This window comes from Mycolicibacterium wolinskyi, from assembly GCF_002101965.1.
GTDB lineage: Bacteria > Actinomycetota > Actinomycetes > Mycobacteriales > Mycobacteriaceae > Mycobacterium > Mycobacterium wolinskyi.
Genome location: NZ_LQQA01000010.1, coordinates 457897 through 478171, shown reverse-complemented (window position 1 = coordinate 478171; position 20275 = coordinate 457897). Strand labels below are relative to the sequence as shown.

Here is a 20275-nt window from a genome sequence, read left to right as displayed (position 1 = left end):
GTGGGCAAATGGGATTTCTGGACAAGGTGAAGGACACGTTGTCGAAGAACGCCGACAAGGTCGATTCGGCGATCGACAAGGCTGGTGACATCGTCGACCAGAAGACGCAGGGCAAGTACGCCCAGCATGTCGACAAAGCGCAGGACGCCGCCAAGAACGCCATCCGTAAAGACGATCCGCAGGCACCGCAGCAATAACACATGGCCAAACTTTCAGTCTCCGTCGAGGTTCCACTGCCGCCGGAGAAGGCGTGGGAGTACGCCTCTGACCTGTCCCGTTACCACGAATGGCTGAGCATTCACCGCGCCTGGCGGTCGAAGTTGCCGGAAACCCTGGAAAAGGGCACCGTCATCGAATCGATCGTCGAGGTCAAGGGCATGCTCAACCGGGTCAGGTGGACCCTGGTCCACTACAAGCCACCGGAGGCGCTGACCCTCAACGGCGACGGTCGCGGCGGGGTCAAGGTCAAACTGATCGGCAAGATCAAACCTGCGGGTGAGGGCTCGACGGTCGGGTTCGATCTGCACCTCGGCGGGCCGGCCCTGTTCGGGCCGATCGGCATGGTTGTTGCAGCTGCGCTCAAGAGCGACATTCAGGAATCGCTGAACAAGTTCAAGGAGCTTTACGCGCCGTCGGTGTAGGCCGCGGTCAAACGGTGAGTAGCACCCACATCGCTGCGACCGAACCCAAAGCCGCTGCGCCGTAACAGCACACCGCGATCACCGGGTCGAACCGGCCGACCTGCAGCCCGTGCTCGAGCGTGAACCGGAATCGATGTGCCCAGTGGAACAGGGCGAGCACGAAGAGGCCGGCCAGCACGATCCGGGTGATCGGGTGGCGCACAACGGCCAGCAGGTGTGCCGGGTCGGCGTCGAGCAGGCCGAGCGGGAACACCACGCCGAACAACAGCATCAGCACCGGCAGGACCAGTGCGGACACCATGCCGCCCGCCGAGAACAGCAGCCAGAAGAACGGCTCGGGGGATCGTCGGGTGGGTGCGCTCATGCCAGCACCACCCACGCGATGATCGCCGACACCACGAGCCACGCCACGTAGTGCCCGGCCAACACGGTCCGCTCCGGCACACGCCGGCCCCGCAGGTGAATCACGATCGCGTGGGGCGCCAACCCGAGCCAGGTGATGGTGTGCAGCAGCAGGAACGCCAGCGTCACGAGGTTCAGCACCACAATGACCGGATTGGCGCTGAAGTCGAGGAACTGCTGGTAGTCGCCGCTGCCCACCGCCCACACCCCGACCGCGAGATAGACGACGGACCACGCCACGAACACACTGCTGAGTTCACGCAGCATGAACACCAGGTAGGACCGCCGTTTGGCCCACCAGAGCATGGGCATCGGCGCACGGTACTCGGGCATCGAGGTGCTCATCGGACGGCCCGCCTCGACCGGAAGGGCATCACCAGGTCCCTGACCGAATGCTTTGCGGCAGTGAGCTTGTACTGCTGGATGGCGCCGGCCGGGTCGACGCCTTTCGGGCATGCGGTCGAGCATTCGCCGACGTAGGTGCAGGCCCATGCGCCGTCGGCGGCGGCCAGCACGTCGCGGCGGTCGGGTTCGCCTTCGTCGCGGGAGTCCAGGTTGTAACGCTGGGCCAGTGCGATCGCGGCCGGCCCGAGAAAGTCCGGTTCCAGGCCGTATACCGGGCATGCCGAGTAGCACAGCATGCAGTTGATGCACATGCTGAACCGTTTGTAATCCTCCAATTCCGCTGGGGTCTGCAGGTATTCGCCGTCCTCCGGTGAGAGTTCGTCGTCGCGGATGATCCACGGCTTGACGCGGGGAAGTTTGGCCATGAAGTCGCTGATGTCGACGACCAGATCGCGGATCACCGGGAAGTTGCGCATGGGTTCGACGCGGACCGGCCCGGGCAGATAGTCGACGAGGAACGTCGCGCAGGCAAGTTTCGGATCACCGTTGATCGTCATGCCGCAGCTTCCGCAGATGCCCATGCGGCATGACCATCGGAACGTCAGGGTCCCGTCCAGTCGATCCTTGATGTAGTTCAGCCCGTCGAGCACCGCCCATTCGCGGGTCAGCGGCACTTCGTACGCCTGCAGCGTCGGCTCGGAGTCGGTCTCCGGCTGATATCGGGTCACTTCCATGACAATTCGTTCTGCGCTCATGGGTCATCTCCCGTAGACACGTTCGCCCGGCGGCCAGCGCGTGATGGTCACCGGCAGATACTCGACACGTGCCGAACCGTCGGACTGCCGATGTATCAGGCTGTGCGCGAGGTATCGATCGTCGTCGCGTTTCGGAAAATCGGTGCGTTGGTGCGCGCCGCGGGATTCTTCGCGGTGCAAGGCGGATTCGACGATCGTCTGCGCCACATCGAGCATCCCGGACAGCTCCAGCAACCCGGTCAGTTCGGTGTTGAACGTGAGGCTGTGGTCGTCGAGGCCGGATTTGAGGAACCGCTCCTGCAATTCGCGGATCTTGTCGGCGGCCTCGGCCAATGTCGGCCCGTCGCGGTAGATGCCCGCCGCGGTCTCCAGGATGGTCTGCATCTCGGTGCGGATGTCGGCGATCCGCTCGCCACCGTCGTTGTGGCGCTGCAGTTCCCGTTCCAGCCGGCGTTCCTCGTCACGCGCCATGTGCTCGACCGCGGACGTGGCGGCGCCGCCGCCGCCGGCATACTCGGCGGCGGCCTGCCCGGCCCTCGCACCGAACACCAGCAGTTCGGGCAGCGAGTTGGAGCCGAGCCGGTTGGCCCCGTTGATGCTCACACACGCCGTCTCACCCGCGGCGTAGAGTCCGGAAAGCGGTGTGGCTCCATTGATGTCGGTGTGGACACCGCCCATCATGTAGTGCACCACCGGCCGCACCGGAACGAGCTCGCTCACCGGGTCGATGTGCTGGTAGTCGCGGCACAGCTCCCGCACGAACGGTAGCTTGGCGTCGATGAGCTGCGCGCCCAGATGTCGGAGGTCGAGGTAAACCACCGGGCCGTAAGGGGTTTCCGCCGTGCGGCCCTTGTCGAGTTCGTGTACGAATGCCTGTGACAGCCGGTCGCGCGGGCCGAGTTCCATGCTGCGCAGCTTGGGCTCGGGAGTCGGGGTGCCCAGGTCGTAGTCCTGTAGGTACCGGTAGCCGTCCTTGTTGAGCAGCCAACCACCCTCGGCGCGTGCGGCTTCGGTGATCAGGATGCCGGTGAACGGCAGCCCGGTCGGGTGATACTGCACGAACTCCATGTCCTTGAGCGGCGCACCCGCCCGGAACGCGAGTGCCATGCCGTCACCGGTCTTGATGTTGGCGTTGGTGGTGAACGGGAACACCCGGCCGCATCCGCCGGTGCACACGATCACCGCGTCGGCCAGGATGGTCTCGATGCGACCGGTGGCCAGTTCGATCGCCACCACGCCACGAACCACCCCGTCCTCGACGAGCAGCGTGGTGGCGAACCACTCGTCGTAGCGCGCGATGTCCCCGTAGGCGAGCACCCGCTGAAACAGCGTGTGCAGCAGGTGAAATCCGGTCTTGTCGGCAGCGAACCAGGTACGGAGCTTCTTCATCCCGCCGAACGCGCGCACGGCGATGTGCCCGTCCGGTTTACGGCTCCACGGGCAGCCCCAGTGTTCGAGTTGCATGAGTTCAAGCGGCGCCTCGTTGACGAAGGCCTCGACCGCGTCCTGGTCACACAGCCAGTCACCGCCGGAGATGGTGTCGTACGCATGCTCGTCGATGCTGTCGTCGGCGCCGGCCACGGCAGCCGCGCCACCCTCGGCCGACACCGTGTGACTGCGCATCGGGTAGACCTTCGACACGATTGCCACCGACAGCTTCGGGTTGGTCTCGGCGATGGCGATCGCAGCACGCAGTCCGGCGCCGCCCCCGCCGATCACCACGATGTTGTGCGAGGCCGTCACGGTCGGAGCTCACTGCCGAGTCTCACACTTCCCAGGCCTCGTGCTCGCCGCAGCGTTCGTCGCGCAAAATCCTGCCGTCGTGTCGGATGGTCCGGACGCTGATGCATCCGTCGTGGTAGGTGTGCCGGGTTTCGCGGCAGCCGCACGAGAACTTGAGGTCGTCGTAGCTCAGGCCGTCGTCGTCGTTCTCGAGGTGGCGATCACCTTCGGCCATGCGTCCGCATGGCGCTTTCGTTCTGGAGAAATGCGTGGTCTGTTTCGTGGGGTGGGTGGCCATCGTCCCGCCTCCTCGGGTCTCAGGCATGTGGTCTAGATCACATCAGCGTATGCCCGTCAAGGCGCACAGTCCATGGTTTGGACCACGAGATCGCCGATGCTGATCTTGAGGAGCTCAGCCGTTGTGTGCCGGGAGGTGCGTCTTGACGATGCGTAGCGGCAGCTCGGGCAGGCTGCATGTCGCCGACGGCCACGTGATCTCCGGAACGTACCCGGGGGCAAGCTCGAATTCGGGTATGCGGGCCAGCCATTCGGTGACCACCAGTTTCAGTTCCATCCGCGCCAGGTGGGACCCGAGGCAGCGGTGTGGGCCGCCGCCGAAGCCCCAGTGCTTGTGCAGCCTGCCGTCCAGCACGAAGTCGTCGCCGGACAGTTCGTCGCTACCGTCGCGGTTGATCGCGCCGAGACACAGGCGGACTTCGGATCCGGCAGGCAACGTGACACCCGCGATGGTGACGTCGCGCGTCGTGACCCGTCCGACCACGGGAGCTGCCGGTTCCAGCCGGACCATCTCTTCGACAAACGCCGCGACGCCGTCCGGATTCTGCACCAGCGCCGAACGCAGCGCGGGCCGGCGGGCCAGTTCCAGCAACGTGGTGCCGATGGTGGCGGTGACGGTGTCCAGGCCGGCGAGTACGAAGACCACCGATAGTCCGACGGCCTCGTTGTCGGTGAGTGGATCGTCGCCGTGCAGCAAGTGAGACAGAATGCCGCTACGTGGGTTGTCGCGTTGTTGGGCAATGGCTTCGGTGAGATAGGTATAGAGCTCCACCGCCGGTGCGAGGTCGACGCTGTCGGGATCGGTCGTCAGGCTGAACGCGATGATCGCGTCCTTCCACGCGATGAGTCGTTCGCGGTCCTCGAGGGGAAGCCCGAACAAAGTGAGGAATACCTGCGACGGATATGGTGTGGCCACGTCAGCCATCGCCTCGCACTCGTCGCGGGCGGCGATCGACTCGACGATCTCGATGGCCTGGGCCTGAAGCGACGGCAGCAGCGCGCCGAGCGTCTGCGGACTGAAGAACGGTTGGAGTAGTCGTCGATACCGCGTGTGTTCGGGAGGATCGAAACCCAGCGGCACCAACGGAACCGGGCTGATCATGTCGTCGTACGGAATCCGCGACGAGAAGACTTCTGGATTGCGCAGTGCGGCAAGGACTTCCTCACGCCGCGTCAGGTAGTACCACCCGTCGCCGTAGAGGACGGGCCCGAGATCGCGCAGGTGCGCCCATCCCGTGCCGCGGTCACGGGCCATGGGTAGGTCGCCGTAGCGGACGTGGGGTAGTGCCGGAATCATCGGCGGACCAGTCCGCGGGGCCGGATGACCCGGTATGTCATGGCGTGCCTTGCTGTTCGGCGGCTTGACGCGCCTCGCGCTCGTCGTGGATCCGGACGAGCTCACGGAATCCGATCCGGTTGTACTTGGGTACCGGCTGGATGCCCCACTCGTCCTGCGCGGTGTCTTTGCCTTCGGCGCCTTCCGGAGGGCCGAATGCCGGGTACGGAACCTTGCACTCGAGCGTGTCGTCGGAATAGCGCACTTTGAGCAGTTCACTGCAGATCTCGGTGAGGCTCAAGGTGGGGTAGCCGTAGTAGACCGCCATGAACGGGAGGGTGAACGCACCCTCGATGACGAGGGCCACCAGGCACACGAGCACCGCGCGCTTGATCCACTTGTGCATCCTGGCGTAGTACGGCGTGGTTCCCGGTGGGAGGTCCTCGGGCTTCTCAGTGGTTTCGGGTGTCGTTGTCACAGTTGCTCCTCAGTCGGTGAAGATTTCGCGATTCACCGTGTGCAGGTACGGGATTGCGAGGAAGGGCGTGATGTAGAAGATGTCGTAGAGCCACCACCCGATGACGGGGAACACGACTCCGGCGAAGCGCACATCGGCGAACATCGTCATGTTGAAGACGTAGAGACACCAGATGAGCACACCCATCCAGCAGGTGATGATCATCCATTGGTGACCCCAGCGCTTCATTTGCAGGAATCCGATTGCGGCAGCGCACCGCATTGCGAAGACGGTGACGATCATGCCGAACACCATCGACTTCTCGCCGGGCCCGGCCGCGCCGCCGATCCATAGTTCGTTGTAGTGCCAGAAGTAACCGGCGTCGAACATCGCGCCCCAGCCGACCATCAGCACCCGGTTGATGAGGGTGTGGTTGGCGACCAGGTCCAGCGCCCACCCGAGGCTGTTGAGCATGCCGTCGATCAGCACGAGATAGCCGATGAGCGTGACGATCATCGGCCGCACGGAATACCCGGCGCGCAACGCTTGGCGCTGTAACCACACCCCGCGCATGAAGATCGGGAAGCCGATGAGCCCGGGCGCCCACATGCCCATCAGCGCGGCACCGGTGATCATCCACTTGTCGGCCCGGCGCTGCGCGAGCCGGGACTGCTCGTGATGCTCGTCGAGGCTGAGGGATTCCTTGCCGGATTCTGTTGTCGCCGTCACAATTCCCACCAGCCGCGCGCGAACGACATGTAGAGCTGGATGAGGAACATCGTCAGCAGATATCCGTAGATGACGATCTGCAGAACGATGAGCGCCTTCTTGCGGTTGCGTTCCTTCTGATCCACCATGGCGGCGTTTCCTTCCTAGGTGCTGGTGCTGTCGGCGTCGGCGAGGCTCGCGGCGGCCACCTCGCGCAGTCCTTCGGTGATCGCGCCGTCGCTCGACAGCGGTGCGAGAACACAGGCGTCGGCGGCTTCGAGTTCCGTTGCGCCTGCGGCGATCAGATGCGCCGCCGTGACGAGGACGCGCGTCGACGGCGGTTCGAAATGAAATGCCTCATCAGCGGTCCGGATTGCGGTGGCACACCGGACCAGACGCTGCGCGGTCGGCAGTTCGACCCCCGACTCGGCGACGATCACCTCGGCTTCGCGCTCGGGCGGCAGATACCGCATCGGCAGCGTGACGAACCGCTGCCGGAACGATGGTTTGAGTTCCTTCAGTGAGCTGCGGTAGGCGGGGTTGTAGGAGCACACCAGCATGAAAGTCTCTGGTGCATGGACGACTTCACCGGCGCGATCCAGGTAAAGCGTGCGCCGGTGGTCGGTGAGCGAATGCAGGACGGCCAGTGAATCGTGCCTTGCCTCGACGACCTCGTCGAGGTAGCAGATCGCACCTTCCTTGACCGCGCGCGTGAGCGGCCCGTCCGTCCACACGACGTCACCGCCGGTGACCATGAACCGGCCGACGAGGTCGGAGCTCGTCAGATCGTCGTGGCAGCTGATGGTGGTGACCGGCCGGCTCAGCAGCAGTCCCATGTGCTCGACGAGGCGGGTCTTGCCGCATCCCGTCGGGCCGGTGAGCATAACGGGCAGGCGCTGCCGATATGCCTGCTCGAACAGCTGAACCTCATTGCCGTTGGCGTAGTAGTTGTCTGTCATGCGTTGACCAGCTCCCGGTGGACGTGGGCGAGGACGCGGGGAAGTTCTTCGACGCGGCGGATACGTTGGGACCGTTTGGGGCCGAACACTTCCGGCAACGGATCGACGCGGGTTGGGCCGACGCCGACGTAGTACATCGAGACGCCGGCCTCGTTGGCTTCCTCGACCGCGTGGGCGGCGTCGGCCCAGGCGTAGCGGCCCTCATAGCCCTCGTCGGAGATCAGGCCGTCACCGATGACGATGAGCAACCGTCTCTCCGATGGTTGGGCGAGCAGGCGGCTCGTCATGTGCCGCAGCGGCGCACCGAGTCTGGTGTAGCCGCCGGTGGACAGGCCGAGGCTGCCGGGCGGAACGAATCGGCGCTCTTCGAAGTCCTTGAGACAGCGCACTTCCACGCGATGGCGGGTGTTGCCGGTGAACGTGAATATGCCGTGGCGTTCGCGGGCCGATGTCATCGCGCGCGACAGCGCGTCGGCACACGCTAGTTCGAGTTTGAAGATCCTGCCCCCGTGCACCCCCAGCGAGGAGCTGCCATCGAGCAGCAGTGCGGTGCTGACGTCGCGGCTTGCGGGCAACAGTTCACGGAAGAGGCGCGGTTCGACCGCCTCGCCCGTCGTCAGGTCGATGTAGTGGTCGACGTACTTGTCGATGTCGAGGTCGGAACCGTCCTCCAGCCGGTTCTTCATCGCCCGATGGGTGTTCTCCTCGAACCACTTCCGGACATCGACCGCGATTACGCCGGGCTGCCGGTGGCGCTGGGTGTATGCCTGCTCGAGAACGGCGACGTGGTCGGGCATGAAGCTCTTGGTCCACGCGTTCCATTCCGGGTAGGGGATGCCCGGCCGGTGGTCGGGTGTGATGTCGAGGTCGTTGTCCTGGGGCCGGCTGGGCGGCGGCAGATTCGGGTTGCGCACGCCGCCGTCACCGCCGACGGGAACGGAATGCGCGCGGGGCAGCCGCTTCTGCGTGGATGTCCACGGCAGCCGCCCGAAGGCGCGGCGCAACTTGTCGGACAAGCCCTGTGGCAGTGTGTACGCCCGCGGCAGGCTGCCGAGGAGTGGGTTCAGTGGGAGTTGTTGTGCGGTGCGCGCCAGTGTGATTGCGCGGTTCAGCATTTCCGTGGCGTCCATGTCGGCGTGGGCGGGTTCGAGGTCTGGCAGCGCCGCGTGCAGGTCGGCCAGCAGTCCGGGCCAGTTCTCGGCGACCCAACCCAGAGCGACGCCGGCCTCGATGAGGGTGAGCGCGGCGAGTTCGCGTGTTGACAGCTCGTTGAGGCGATAGTCGACGACCCGCTCCTTGGACGGCGAGCACTGCAGTGCCACACCGCATGTCAGTGTTCGGCGGGTCCAATCGCGATGCGGTGGATACGGCACATGTACGACGTCGAGCAGGGAGCTCAGGCCGAAGCCGCGGTGCTGGCCGCTGACCAGGCGAGCCCCGGTGCGGCGCTGACCGCTCAATGCCACCGCGGTGACGGCGCAACTGCGCTCGGTCGCCATGGCATGTGCGTCGCTGAGTTCCGACATCGCGTGCGTCCGGGCCTTCAGAACGTGCCGATGTTGGAGAACATCCAGTACCAGAACCAGATGATCAAGCCGGTACCGCCCCAGGCGGCCACATAACGCAGTATTTCCCAAACCCAGTCCATGTCATATCTCCAGTCCGCGTAGGGCCGTCGCGACGAGTTCTGCCAGCATCGCGTCACGCTTCTCGTTGTTGGCGGTGGTGGTCAGCACGCCATAGATCCCCAGCAGGAAGAACGCGGCGCTGTAGAACGCATCGACCTCGGGATGTACTTCGCCGTCACCGCGGGCGCGCTCGATCTCGCGGACCAGCAGCACGATGAGGGGGTGGTCGGTCCACTCGTCCATGGTGGGGCGTGAGGGCGAAAAGTGGAGTGCCAACACTTCTTTGAAAAGTATCGGGCCGAAGCGCTGCTCCAGGCGGGTCACGAGGCGGACGAGTTCGGTCAGCGCCGTCGCGAGATCATGATCGATGTCGAGAAAGCGCGCGAATTCGGTTGCCATGCGCGTCTCTTCGCGTCGCTCCAGCTCGAGCAGGACGTGCTCCTTGCTGGGGAAGTGGAAGAAGAACGTACCGTGGGCCACGCCCGCGGCATTGACGATCGCGCCGACGTCTGCCCCGGCCATACCCGACGCCTGGAACTCGGCGATGGCCGCGCCGAGTATCCGCTCCCGCGTCTGCAAGCGGCGCAAATCGCGTGCCGTCTGCTTGAGCTGTGGCGCCATGTTCGTTCTTTCTAGACCTATTACTGACTTAAGTCAATGAGGTGAGTCATCGACTAGTCGGAGAAGATCTCGCGGTTGACCGAATGCAGGTAGGGGATCGCCAGGAACGGGGTGATGTAGAAGATGTCGTAGAGCCACCACCCGACGACCGGCAGCACGACGCCGGCGAATCGCACGTCGGCGAACATCGTCATGTTGAACACGTAGAGGCACCAGATGACGATGCCCATCCAGCAGGTGATGATCATCCACTGGTGACCCCAGCGCTTCATCTGCAGGAATCCGATCGCGGCGGCGATCCGCATGGTGAAGACGGTGAGGATCATGCCGACTTCCATGGCCTTCTCGCCGGGTGCCGATGCGCCACCGAGCCAGAGCTCGTTGTAATGCCAGAAGTACCCGGCGTCGAACATTGCGCCCCAGCCGTTCAACAGGATTCGGGCCAGGATGGTGTGGTTGGCGACCAGGTCCAGCGCCCAGCCCACCGTGTTGATCGCGGCGTCGATGATGACCAGATAGCCGATCAGTGTGACCAGCATCGGGCGGACGGACAACCCGTCACGCTGGGCCTTGCGAAGCAGCCACACACCGCGCAGGAACAGTGGCAATCCGAAGATGCCGAGAGCCGCGGTACCGATCAGCAGGCTCCCGGAGATGAGCCATTTGTCGGCCTGGCGCTGTGCGCGCTGCGAGGCCGCCATGTGCTCGTCGAGCCCGCTCGCCGGCGGGCGCGCGACCGTGTCCCGACTACCGCCACGGCTTGGGCTGAACGTCGGCAGCTTCATGAACGCTGACTGTAGTCAATAATCGTCAGTAGTCAATCGGCTAGTTTCAACCTCCGCGAGCAGACGTAAAGTCGCATCTTTCGGACCACTTCTGTGCGAGTCTGTGTCTGCTCGCCAACCAGTGAGGGTTATCTATGCGCAGAGTGGTGCAGTTCTCCACGGGCAATGTCGGTCGACACTCGCTGCGAGCGATCATCGGCCGCCCGGATCTGAAGCTCGTCGGTGTGCACGCGGCCAATCCCGACAAGATCGGGCGCGATGCCGCCGATCTGTGCGGGCTTTCGGAGCCGACGGGGGTGGTCGCGACCAACGACCTCGACGCTCTGATCGCGCTGACGCCCGACTGCGTCGTCTACACCGCGCTCGGCGAAACCCGGCCGATGGAGGCGATCGAGCAGATGTCGAAGCTCTTGGCCGCCGGGATCAACGTTGTCGGAACATCGATGGTGTGGCTGGTGACCCCGCGCCAAGCCGACGACTGGCTGCGGGTCCCGCTCGAGCAGGCGTGCCAGGCGGGCAACTCCTCGCTGTATGTCAATGGGATCGACCCGGGCTATTCGGGGGATACCGCGGTGCACGCCGCGCTGAGCCTGGTGACGCGTGCCGAGTCGGTGACCGTCAAAGAGATCTTCGACTACGGCAACTACGATGACTACGAATACACCGGCACGGCAATGGGTTTCGGTACCACGCCGGACGATGACACACCGATGGCATTCCAGCCGGGAGTCATCACGTCCATGTTCGGTGGCTTGGTGCGCAATCTCGCCGGCCATCTCGGGGTGACTCTCGACGAGGTCCGTCAGCGGTATGAGCCGTGGTACGCCGAGAACCGCATCGAATGCACGATGACGACCGTCGAGCCCGGACAGCTGGCCGGAGTGCGGTTCGGTGTGGAAGGTATGCGTGGCGGCGTGCCGGTCATCACCGTCGAACACACCACTCGCCTCACGCCCGCAGCCGCGCCGGAGTGGGACTATCCGCCCGACGGCCTGTCCGGTGTGCACAAGGTGATCGTCGAGGGCGAGCCACGCATCGAGGTCAGCACCCACCTGTCCCATCCGGTCCTCGACGTGACCGATGCCGGCTGCCTCTCGACGGCGGCCCGCGCGGTCAATGCGATCGACTGGGTCTGCCGCGCACCCGCGGGATTGGTTGCGGTCGAGGACATTCCGCCGACGGAGATGATCCGTGGGTTGATGTGGTGACGCCTAGTGCCCCAACCGCTCTCGCAACTCTCGTTTGAGTACCTTGCCGTAGCTGTTCTTCGGCAGCGCGTCGATGAACTCGTAGCGTTTGGGCCGTTTAAACCGTGCAATGCGTTCCAGCAGATGAGCATCGAGCTCAGCAGCCGAAACCGAACCGACGACGAACGCCACCACAATCTCGCCCCACTCGTCATCCGGCGCCCCGACGACACCGGCCTCGACCACAGCCGGATGCTCGAGCAGGACTTCCTCGACCTCACGCGGATAGATGTTGCTACCGCCGCTGATCACGACATCCTTGGAGCGGTCGCGCAGCGTGAGGTAACCGCGGGCATCGAATGAGCCCATGTCGCCGGTGTGCAGCCAGCCGTCTTTGAGAGTCGCCGCCGTGGCGCCCGGATTGTTCCAATACCCGGACATGACGACGTCACCGCGGCAGACGATTTCGCCGATCTCGCCGATGTCGGCCGGGCTACCGTCCTCGCGGAGCACAGCGACATCGACGCCGGACCGCACGTACCCGACCGAGCCGAGAATCGCGTCAGACGCGTCCACATGATCGGCGCGCCGCAGCCCCGTGATGGTCATCGGCGCCTCACCCTGACCGTAGAGCTGCACGAAGACCGAGCCGTACGCTGCCATCGCCTTCTTGAGGCTGTCGACGTACATCGGTCCGCCGCCATAGACGATCGTCTGTAGATTGCGCGGCCGGGTGCGTCCGGTTGCCAACAGCCGCTGCACCATGGTCGGTGCGAGAAACGCACTGCATCCCGGGTGGTGGTCACAGAGGTCGAGAAACTCGTCAGGTTCGAATGCCGCGGATTCCGGCACGACTTGCCGCGCCCCACGCAGGACATAGGGCGGGACGTACAGGCCGGAGCCGTGCGACATCGGCGCGCCGTGAATCAGGCTGCAGTTCTCGTCGGGGGAGTCGAAGTCCGCGAGGTGGGACACCGTCATCGCCATGAGGTTACGATGGGACAGCATGGCGCCCTTGGACTTTCCGGTGGTGCCGCTGGTGTAGAACAGCCACGCGAGGGTGGCCGGGTCGGTCACCGGAACCACGGCCGGCTCGGCGTCGAAGCGACGCGCATAGGCCTCGGAGCCGATGACTTCCACGGGTGCATCCAGCGACAGCCCGGCGGCGATCTTCGTCGACGCGAACACCTGAGACGCGCCGGAATCGGCGACGATGTCGGCCATCTCGCGCGGGTGAAGCTTGTAGTTGATCGGGACATACACGCATTCGGCGGCCCAGATCGCGAACATGAGCTCCACGATCTCGGGGCGGTTCTCGCTGGCGACCGCGATCCGTGTGCCCCGATCACCCAGTGCCTGAAGAGACGTCGCCAGCCGCAGCACGCGGTCTCGCAGTTGCGACCACGTACAGACCTGCTTCTCACCCAGGAACAGGGCCCCGCGGTCGCCGAACCGCGAGGCGGCCTGATCCAGCACCGCAAAGAGATTCATCGCGGCACCCACTCCGAGGTGAGTGCATGGTCGGACAGATACTTCGTGGAGCTCCAACCGCCGTCGACGACGATCGTCTGCCCGTTGATGAAACTGCCGCCGTCCGAGCACAGGAAGGCCACCGTGGACGCGACGTCCTCGACCCGGCCGAGCCTGGTGTGCGGCGTCATCTCGGTCTGCATCTTGCGGAATCCTTCGTTCTGCAGCCGATGCTCGACCATCGGAGTCACCGTGACACCCGGGGCCACCGCGTTGCAGCGGATTCCCTGCGCGCCGTACTGGCAGGCGATGTGCGTGGTGAGCGCAGTGAGCCCACCCTTGGCCGCCGAGTACGCGCCGCCGCGCAGCCCACCAACGACCGCGAAAGTCGAGGTGACATTGATGATGGCCGAGCCGGAACCCATGTGCGGCAAGACATCCCGCGCCAACCGGAAAGGTGCGCGCAGCATGATCCCGAGAAAGTGGTCCAAGGTTTCATCGTCGGTCTCGTGCAGCGGTTTGGGGCTGCCGATACCGGCGTTGTTGATCAGGAAGTCGACATGACCCCAGCGCTGCACGGCGGCCTCGACCACCCGGCTCGGCCCGTCGTCGGCGGTCAAGTCGGCCGCGACGGTCTGCACGCGCTCAGGATCACCGATCGCGCGTTCCAGCTCAGCGAGGCGTTCCTCGTCTCGCCCGGCGCCCAGCACTGCCATGCCGGCTTCGGCGAGCTTTGTCGCACAACCGAACCCGATACCGCTGCTGGCCCCCGTGACGATCGCAACCTGCATGTCAGTCCACCTTCGTAAGCGTCGCCCGGATCTGGTGTTTCAAGACCTTGCCGGCGTCGTTCTTCGGTAATGCCTCCCAGATCTCCACCTGCTCCGGCGTTTTGAACTTGGCCAGGCCGGCCTTCTCCAGCACCTTGCCCAGCGCGGCGACGTCGGGATGGCGATCGTCGGCCGGCACGATGACCGCGCACGCTCGTTCGCCTGTGCGGTCATCTGGCACGCCGACGACGGCGATCTCGGCGATCCCGAGCTCACCGACCAAGATGTCCTCGACCTCCTTGGGGGAGATGTTCTCGCCGTTGCGGATGATGAGATCCTTCGCTCGGCCGGTCACCGTGAGGTAGTCGCCGTCGACCCAGCGGCCGAGATCACCGGTGCGGAAAAAGCCTTGTGCGTCAAAGGAGTCGGCGTTGTCTTCCGGGTGGAGGTAGCCCAGCAGCATCTGTGGTCCTCGGGCCCGGATTTCGCCCGATACCAGGCGGATCTCGGCGACGCCGGGCCGCCCGTCGGTTTCGGCGGCGTGGTCGACATCGCCGGGCCGCAGTGAGCCGACGGTGGTGACGGGGACTTCGGTGGACCCGTACACCCGGCTGACCAGCGCACGTTCGAAGTACCCGGACGCCCGCCGGATCAGTGACGGGGGAACCGACGCGCCACCGCAGATGAACACCTTCAAGTCGGGCATCCGGGTGCCGGCCCGTTCGGCCGCATTCAGCAGTTGCTCGAGAAACGGAGTTGCCCCGGCCATGTGCGTGCAGCGGTGTTCGGTCATGAGCGCAACGCCGTCATCGGCGTTCCATCGTTGCATCAACACCGCCGTCGTGCCCAGCAGCAACGGACATTCGAAGGCGTAGATCGACCCGCCGATGTGCGCGATGGGGGAGGGCACCAGGAAGGTGTCACCCGGCTCGATCAACCAATGATCGCGCAGCTGGTAGATCAGCGCGTTGATCGACTTGTGGCTGTGCAGAACGCCTTTGGGACGTCCGGTGGTGCCGGAGGTGTAGAGGATCATCCGGACGGCATCGGGGTCGAGCGCGGGCAGATCGGCATCCGGTGAACCGCCCAGTCCATCGACCGCGATGTGCGAGTGTCCCCGGACCACCACCACATCGGGCGGCGATGCCATGTCGGTGCATACCCGCGTGAGCATGCCCGCGTAGTCGTGCTGGCCGAACCGCTCGGGGATGAAGATCATCCGGCTGTCGGCGTCCTCGAGGATGAAGCGTAGTTCGTGGTCGCGCAGCGACGGCAAGATCGGATTGGCCACCATCCCGGCCAGCGTCGCCGCCAGATAGATGATCGCGGCCTCATGCCAGTTCGGCAGCATGAAGGAGACGACGCTGCCGGCGGGCATCCGCCGAGTCATATGCCCTGCCAACGCCGTTGCCCGGTCGGACAGTTCGCGGCAGCTCAGCTCAACGTCGCCGTCGATGAGTAGCACCCGGTCCGGGGTGTTGCGCGCCGCATCGGCGAGCGCATCGGCCAGTGTGGTGTGCACCATGGCTCAGCCTTTGACCCGGCGCATCGTCATGGCGTGCCGGAACCGGTCCGAGGGGTGGGTGTTGATGGTGACCTGGGCGACCTCGCCGTCCGAAGTCGTATAGGTGCGCTGCATCTGCAGTGCGGCGCTTCCGGGTTCGACCTTGAGCAGCTCGGCGAGCTCGGCATCCACGAGCACCGCGGTGATTTCCTGGTGGACCTCGACGATGCTGACCCCGAACAAGTCCTCGATCAGCGGGAAGATGGGGCCGGTGTGGCGTTGCAGCAACCGCCCGACGGCGGCGAACGAGCGGTTGATGTAGTACTCGGTGCGGCAGACGGGGGGTGCGTCGCCGTCGGCCTGGCGATAGCCGCGCACCGCGAGCCATTGCTGCCCCACCGGGAGGCCCGTGCGCTCGGCCAGCTCGTCGTCGATCGTGACCATGGCGTTGGATTCGATCGTGAACTGTGCACCGGTCGCGAAGGCCAGCAGGTCGTTGATCGACATCACGTCCTGCGCATAGGAATTCGTCGCGGCTCGGGGCACCACCAGAGTTCCGGCCCTTGGGCGCGAGGACACGAGGTTGTCGTCACGGAGGCGACGCAGTGCCTCGCGGATGGTGTAGCGGCTGACCTCGAAACGTTCGCAGAGCTCGTGCTCGGTGGGCAGTTGCGAACCGACCGGATACACGCCGTCCACGATCTCCTTGCGCAGCGTGCGTGCGACTTGCAGGTAGCGGTGCTCGGCAGGGGTGACAGTCATAATGCTCCTAGCCGCGCCGCAGCGCCAGCACACTGCCGTCGCCGTCGGCCGAAACATAAAGCGTGCCATCGGGTCCCGCGGTGATCCCGGCGAACGGCCCCTGCGGACCGGAGAACGGCGGCATCCCGCGCAGCGGCTTGGGAACCACACCGGGCGGCGGGCCGACCGGCAGCCCGGTGGCGATCGTGGTGCGTGCAGCGGTGTCGAGGTCGTAGCCGATCAGTTCCCTGGTGCCGGCGTCGACGATGTAGAGCGCGCCATCGCGCACGAGAAGGCCCTGCGGCGTGTGTAATCCGTCGACCAGGGGTGTGACGCCCGCACTCGTCACCCGGACCACGCCGCCGGACACCGACACCAACGGCGCACCGTCGGGTCCGATCGCCACACCGACCGGCGTGTCCAGACCGGTTGCCAGCACCTCGATGCCGCCGGGCCGCACGGCGAGTAAGCGTCCGGCGCCCTGCTCCACGACAACGGGCGTGCCATCCGGCGCTAGGGTCACGCCATAAGGCTGATCCACCCCGTCGGCGAGAACTTCACTTTCGGAAGCTTCCGGACGGTACCGCACGACTTGGTCACCGGCCGTCGTGACGACGAATTCGCCTGTGCCCGAGGCTGTCACTCCGCGGAGGAAGCCGGGGTACCCCGGCGAGAACAGCATCCCGACCGTCTGCAACGCGCCGTCGACGCGATAGAAGTACGTGCCGTCGGCGACGTACAGGCTGCCGTCGGGCCCGACCGTGAGATCGAGCGGCCAGTTCAGCCCGCCGTCGAGCAGGGTGCGGGTCTGACCGTCGAGGACCTCGGTGATCTGCCCGGTGAAGTTCGAGACGAACAACCGATCGCCGACGAACGTGAGGTTGTCCAGGCCCGGGGTGAGCTGGGCCAGCAGCGTCTGCTCGCCGTTGCGCGGATCGATGCGCAGCACCTGGCCACTGGCCACCTGGGTGGAGACGATGAATCCGTCGGCGTCGAACTTCACTGCGTCCGGCACACCGAGATCACCCGCGACGACCTCCACGGAGCCCCCGTCGGGATGGATACGCCAGATCTGGTTCGCGCCCATTACCGGGAAGTAGAGGAGCCCGTCGGGGCCGACCTCCATGGCGTTGGGCGATGGCACGTCGTCGAGCAGGATCCGCGGAGTCCCGCCATTGAGATCGAACTCCATGAGCCGGCCGCCCTCGCGGCATTCCCCGATGAATAGCCGGCCCTGATGGAACGTGATGCCGTTGGCCGACGGGACGTCGTCGCGCAGCACCCGCGACGTGCCGGAGGTGTCGCGCACGCTCACTCGGCCGTCCATCACCTCGGTCGCGTACAGGTTGCCGTTCGGGTCGAAGGCGACGTCGTCGGGCGCGATGATGTCGCCGCCCTTGGCGCTGATGGTCTCGATGCCCCCGGTGTCGATGTCGAGCGCACTGATCTGGCTTCCGGTCACCTGGGCGACATAGATACGGCCGTCTGGGCCGGTTCGAAGACCGTTTGCGCCGAAGAGTCGGCTCGGGGCGGTGACCTGCTGTAGCCGCCACCCCTCGGCGACGGAAGGGTTTGCGGTGTATCTCGCGTCCGATACCGACAGCGCACTCATGACCTCGGACGTTAGCAAGCGCATCTAGTCCAGACAATAGGCGCCGAATCGTGAATATCTGGCCTTGACGGCCGAATAATCCCTGCGGAATAGTGTTCTTCAATATGCAGAGCACCGTATGTTGTCCGGACAAATAGGACCGGCATGGACAATCCACTGAACCTCGACGGCCGCATCGTGGTGGTGTCGGGCGCCGGCGGCGGCGGCATCGGCACGACGGTGACCCGCATGGCCGCCGAGGCGGGTGCCACGGTCGTCGCGGTCAGCCGGTCGCAGGACAACCTCGACACTCACGTCGGCCCGTTGGCCGACAAGGGCCTTGCGGTGATCTCGGTGGCCGCCGACGCATCGACCGACGAGGGCATCGCGACCGTGCTCGACCTCGTACGTCGCACCGACGGCAATCTCTACGGTCTGGTCAACGTCGCCGGCGGTGCCGCGCCGTCGACGTGGATGCCGTCGACCCGGGTGTCACGCGCCGACTGGCGCGACTTGTTCACCGCGAACCTCGAGACCATGTTCTTCATGAGCCAGGCCGTGGCTGCCGAGATTCGGGCCGGCGGCAATCCGGGTTCGATCGTCTCGGTGTCGTCGATCAGTGGGATGAACACCGCGCCTTTCCATGTCGCCTACGGCACGGCGAAGGCCGCGATCGTCGCGGCCACCCGCACCATGGCGGCCGAACTCGCCGCGGCCGGTATCCGTGTCAACGCGGTGGCGCCGGGCGTGACCGAAACCGCGGCCTCGGCAACCTATGTCGATGCCGACCCCGAGCGGGACCGGCGCGCCATTGCGATGGGCCGCCGCGGCACACCCGAAGAGCAGGCCGGGGCGATCCTCTTCCTGCTGTCCGATCTGTCGAGCTACATCACCGGTCAGACCCTGCTTGTCGACGGCGGTCTGAACTTGCGCTGGACCCACCTCGGCGGGGACAACACCTCGCTGTTCCTCAAAGACGAGAACTTCCGCGCGGCCATCACCCGGCCCTGAAGGAGGAGAATTCATGACCGAAGAGCTCGCCGACCCGATGGCGATCGACGTCGACGCCTATATCTCACCGGAGTACGCGCGTGCCGAACGAGACCGGTTGTGGCGCAAGGTGTGGCAGCAGGTGGGGCGGGTCGAGGACATCCCCGAAATCGGCAGCTACCTGACTTACGACATCCTCGACGATTCGATCATCGTGGTACGCACCGGGCCGAACGAGTTCGCGGCCCACCACAACGTGTGCATGCACCGCGGCCGGCGTCTCATCGATACCCCCAAGGGGGCCAAGAACGCCTGCGCCCGCACCCGCAAGTCGTTCGTGTGCGGATTCCACGGCTGGACCTACGATCTCAACGGCGCATGCACCCACATCCGGGAACAGGACGACTGGAAAGGTGCGCTGACACCGCAGAACACCCACCTGCCACCCGTGACCGTCGACACCTGGGGCGGCTGGCTGTTCATCAACATGGACACCGACCCGGAACCCCTTGCGGATTACCTGTTTCCGGCCGCGAAGATCCTCGACCCGTTCGGCTTGGAGAACATGCGCTACAAGTGGCGCAAATGGCTGTACTTCGACTGCAACTGGAAAGTCGCGATGGAGGCCTTCAACGAGACCTACCACGTCTTCACCACGCATCCCGAGTTCAACCGATTCGGCGAGTTCAAGGGCTGGGCGAAAGCCCAGGGCCGGCACAGCAACATCGGCTATGACGCCCCGAAGGGCATGGACGAGACCAAGTCCAAGATCCGGCTTGGCACCGGTGATCCGCGCATCTCGACCGCCGAGATGCAGGTTTACACCATGGAGGAGACCAACGCGACGACCACGCAGACGCTGGTCAATGCCGCCAAGCGGCTTGTCGACGAACTTCCCGAGGGCACGCCCGCCGACAAGGTGCTCGAGCATTGGCTGACCTCGGCCCGCCGCGACGACGAGGCCCGCGGCGTGATCTGGCCGACCATCCCCGCCGACATCCTCGGGCAGAGCGGTACGGCGTGGCAGATCTTCCCGAACTTCCAGATCGGCCAGGGGCTCACGAGCGCGCTGTGCTACAGCGCCAGGCCCGACCCGAGCTACAACCCGGACAAGTGCATCTTCGAGGTCAGCGTGTTCGAGCTGTATCCGAAAGGCCAAGAGCCGCAGACCGAATGGCAGTATACCCCGGCCGACAGCCCCAACTGGCTCTCGGTGCTGCCGCAGGACTTTTCCAATATGGCCGCCGTCCAGCAGGGCATGAAGTCCATGGGTTTCCCCGGCACGAAGCCGAACCCGTACCGAGAACGCAGCACGGTCAACCTGCACTACCAACTGTCCAAGTACATGGGTGTCGGAGAGCCCCGCGAAATCCAGTGATTTGTGCACACCCACCGGCGCCCACCGCCGCTGAAGGTGCACAAATCA

General features: G+C 65.2%; 23 protein-coding genes. 5 read left to right on the top strand and 18 right to left on the bottom strand.

The window, feature by feature from the left end:
* Positions 1-8 precede the first annotated feature (8 nt).
* Together AWC31_RS11095 and AWC31_RS11090 are read left to right on the top strand one after the other, a co-directional pair.
* Complete coding sequence (locus AWC31_RS11095; RefSeq protein WP_085144282.1) at positions 9-197, top strand: antitoxin; 189 nt, start codon at positions 9-11, stop codon at positions 195-197.
* Positions 198-200: 3 nt separating this feature from the next.
* Positions 201-641 carry a type II toxin-antitoxin system Rv0910 family toxin gene (locus tag AWC31_RS11090; protein WP_067846059.1) on the top strand — a complete coding sequence of 147 codons (441 nt, stop codon included), beginning with the start codon at positions 201-203 and terminating at the stop codon, positions 639-641.
* Between the two features lie 7 nt (positions 642-648).
* Here the strand turns inward: AWC31_RS11090 and frdD are convergent, their stop codons facing one another.
* The 13 genes from frdD to AWC31_RS11030 form a co-directional block, all read right to left on the bottom strand.
* Positions 649-1005: a fumarate reductase subunit FrdD gene (gene frdD / locus AWC31_RS11085; protein ID WP_085144281.1), complete on the bottom strand. Its 357-nt coding sequence runs from the start codon at positions 1003-1005 to the stop codon at positions 649-651.
* Complete coding sequence (locus AWC31_RS11080; RefSeq protein WP_085144335.1) at positions 1002-1376, bottom strand: succinate dehydrogenase/fumarate reductase transmembrane subunit; 375 nt, start codon at positions 1374-1376, stop codon at positions 1002-1004. Before AWC31_RS11080 ends, frdD begins: the two co-directional genes overlap by 4 nt.
* A gap of 8 nt (positions 1377-1384) precedes the next feature.
* Positions 1385-2143, bottom strand: a complete 759-nt coding sequence (locus AWC31_RS11075) for a succinate dehydrogenase/fumarate reductase iron-sulfur subunit (protein WP_085144280.1) — start codon at positions 2141-2143, stop codon at positions 1385-1387.
* Between the two features lie 3 nt (positions 2144-2146).
* The gene (frdA, locus tag AWC31_RS11070; protein ID WP_085144279.1) at positions 2147-3886 is read right to left on the bottom strand and encodes a fumarate reductase (quinol) flavoprotein subunit; all 1740 of its coding nucleotides are present in this window, start codon (positions 3884-3886) and stop codon (positions 2147-2149) included.
* Positions 3887-3908: 22 nt separating this feature from the next.
* The gene (locus AWC31_RS11065) at positions 3909-4163 is read right to left on the bottom strand and encodes a hypothetical protein (RefSeq protein ID WP_234790771.1); all 255 of its coding nucleotides are present in this window, start codon (positions 4161-4163) and stop codon (positions 3909-3911) included.
* A gap of 114 nt (positions 4164-4277) precedes the next feature.
* Entirely contained in the window at positions 4278-5459 is a 1182-nt protein-coding gene (locus tag AWC31_RS11060; RefSeq protein ID WP_085144278.1) for a cytochrome P450, read from the bottom strand.
* Positions 5460-5496: 37 nt separating this feature from the next.
* A complete protein-coding gene (locus tag AWC31_RS11055; RefSeq protein ID WP_085144277.1) occupies positions 5497-5916 on the bottom strand; it encodes a hypothetical protein in 420 nt (139 codons plus the stop codon).
* Between the two features lie 9 nt (positions 5917-5925).
* Positions 5926-6624 (bottom strand): hypothetical protein, encoded by a 699-nt coding sequence (locus AWC31_RS11050; RefSeq protein ID WP_085144276.1) that lies wholly within the window; start codon positions 6622-6624, stop codon positions 5926-5928.
* Positions 6621-6752 (bottom strand): hypothetical protein, encoded by a 132-nt coding sequence (locus AWC31_RS38145; RefSeq protein WP_264050544.1) that lies wholly within the window; start codon positions 6750-6752, stop codon positions 6621-6623. The genes AWC31_RS11050 and AWC31_RS38145 overlap by 4 nt, the downstream gene beginning before the upstream one ends.
* A 15-nt stretch (positions 6753-6767) precedes the next feature.
* Positions 6768-7562 carry a CbbQ/NirQ/NorQ/GpvN family protein gene (locus AWC31_RS11045; RefSeq protein WP_085144275.1) on the bottom strand — a complete coding sequence of 265 codons (795 nt, stop codon included), beginning with the start codon at positions 7560-7562 and terminating at the stop codon, positions 6768-6770.
* The gene (locus tag AWC31_RS11040) at positions 7559-9088 is read right to left on the bottom strand and encodes a nitric oxide reductase activation protein NorD (RefSeq protein ID WP_085144274.1); all 1530 of its coding nucleotides are present in this window, start codon (positions 9086-9088) and stop codon (positions 7559-7561) included. Before AWC31_RS11040 ends, AWC31_RS11045 begins: the two co-directional genes overlap by 4 nt.
* A gap of 123 nt (positions 9089-9211) precedes the next feature.
* Positions 9212-9811 (bottom strand): TetR/AcrR family transcriptional regulator, encoded by a 600-nt coding sequence (locus AWC31_RS11035; protein WP_085144273.1) that lies wholly within the window; start codon positions 9809-9811, stop codon positions 9212-9214.
* A 53-nt stretch (positions 9812-9864) separates the two neighbouring features.
* Positions 9865-10596 carry a hypothetical protein gene (locus AWC31_RS11030; RefSeq protein WP_085144272.1) on the bottom strand — a complete coding sequence of 244 codons (732 nt, stop codon included), beginning with the start codon at positions 10594-10596 and terminating at the stop codon, positions 9865-9867.
* Positions 10597-10730: 134 nt separating this feature from the next.
* Between AWC31_RS11030 and AWC31_RS11025 the strand changes: the two genes are divergently transcribed.
* Positions 10731-11804: an NAD(P)H-dependent amine dehydrogenase family protein gene (locus AWC31_RS11025; protein ID WP_085144271.1), complete on the top strand. Its 1074-nt coding sequence runs from the start codon at positions 10731-10733 to the stop codon at positions 11802-11804.
* 3 nt (positions 11805-11807) lie between these two features.
* On the opposite strand, the gene AWC31_RS11020 is transcribed toward AWC31_RS11025, so the two are convergent.
* From AWC31_RS11020 to AWC31_RS11000, 5 genes are read right to left on the bottom strand one after another with little or no spacing between them, the layout of a single operon-like run.
* Positions 11808-13274: an acyl-CoA synthetase gene (locus tag AWC31_RS11020; protein ID WP_085144334.1), complete on the bottom strand. Its 1467-nt coding sequence runs from the start codon at positions 13272-13274 to the stop codon at positions 11808-11810.
* Positions 13271-14044, bottom strand: coding sequence for an SDR family NAD(P)-dependent oxidoreductase (locus AWC31_RS11015; RefSeq protein WP_085144270.1), 774 nt, complete (start codon positions 14042-14044; stop codon positions 13271-13273). The genes AWC31_RS11020 and AWC31_RS11015 overlap by 4 nt, the downstream gene beginning before the upstream one ends.
* A gap of 1 nt (position 14045) precedes the next feature.
* Entirely contained in the window at positions 14046-15548 is a 1503-nt protein-coding gene (locus AWC31_RS11010; protein WP_085144269.1) for an AMP-binding protein, read from the bottom strand.
* Between the two features lie 3 nt (positions 15549-15551).
* Positions 15552-16289, bottom strand: coding sequence for a GntR family transcriptional regulator (locus AWC31_RS11005; RefSeq protein WP_067846012.1), 738 nt, complete (start codon positions 16287-16289; stop codon positions 15552-15554).
* 7 nt (positions 16290-16296) lie between these two features.
* Positions 16297-17880, bottom strand: coding sequence for an SMP-30/gluconolactonase/LRE family protein (locus AWC31_RS11000; protein WP_110775019.1), 1584 nt, complete (start codon positions 17878-17880; stop codon positions 16297-16299).
* 144 nt (positions 17881-18024) lie between these two features.
* Between AWC31_RS11000 and AWC31_RS10995 the strand changes: the two genes are divergently transcribed.
* Both AWC31_RS10995 and AWC31_RS10990 read left to right on the top strand, forming a co-directional pair.
* The gene (locus AWC31_RS10995) at positions 18025-18870 is read left to right on the top strand and encodes an SDR family NAD(P)-dependent oxidoreductase (protein ID WP_085144267.1); all 846 of its coding nucleotides are present in this window, start codon (positions 18025-18027) and stop codon (positions 18868-18870) included.
* 13 nt (positions 18871-18883) lie between these two features.
* On the top strand, positions 18884-20227 hold the full coding sequence (locus AWC31_RS10990; RefSeq protein ID WP_085144266.1) for an aromatic ring-hydroxylating oxygenase subunit alpha: 1344 nt from the start codon (positions 18884-18886) through the stop codon (positions 20225-20227).
* Positions 20228-20275 lie beyond the last annotated feature (48 nt).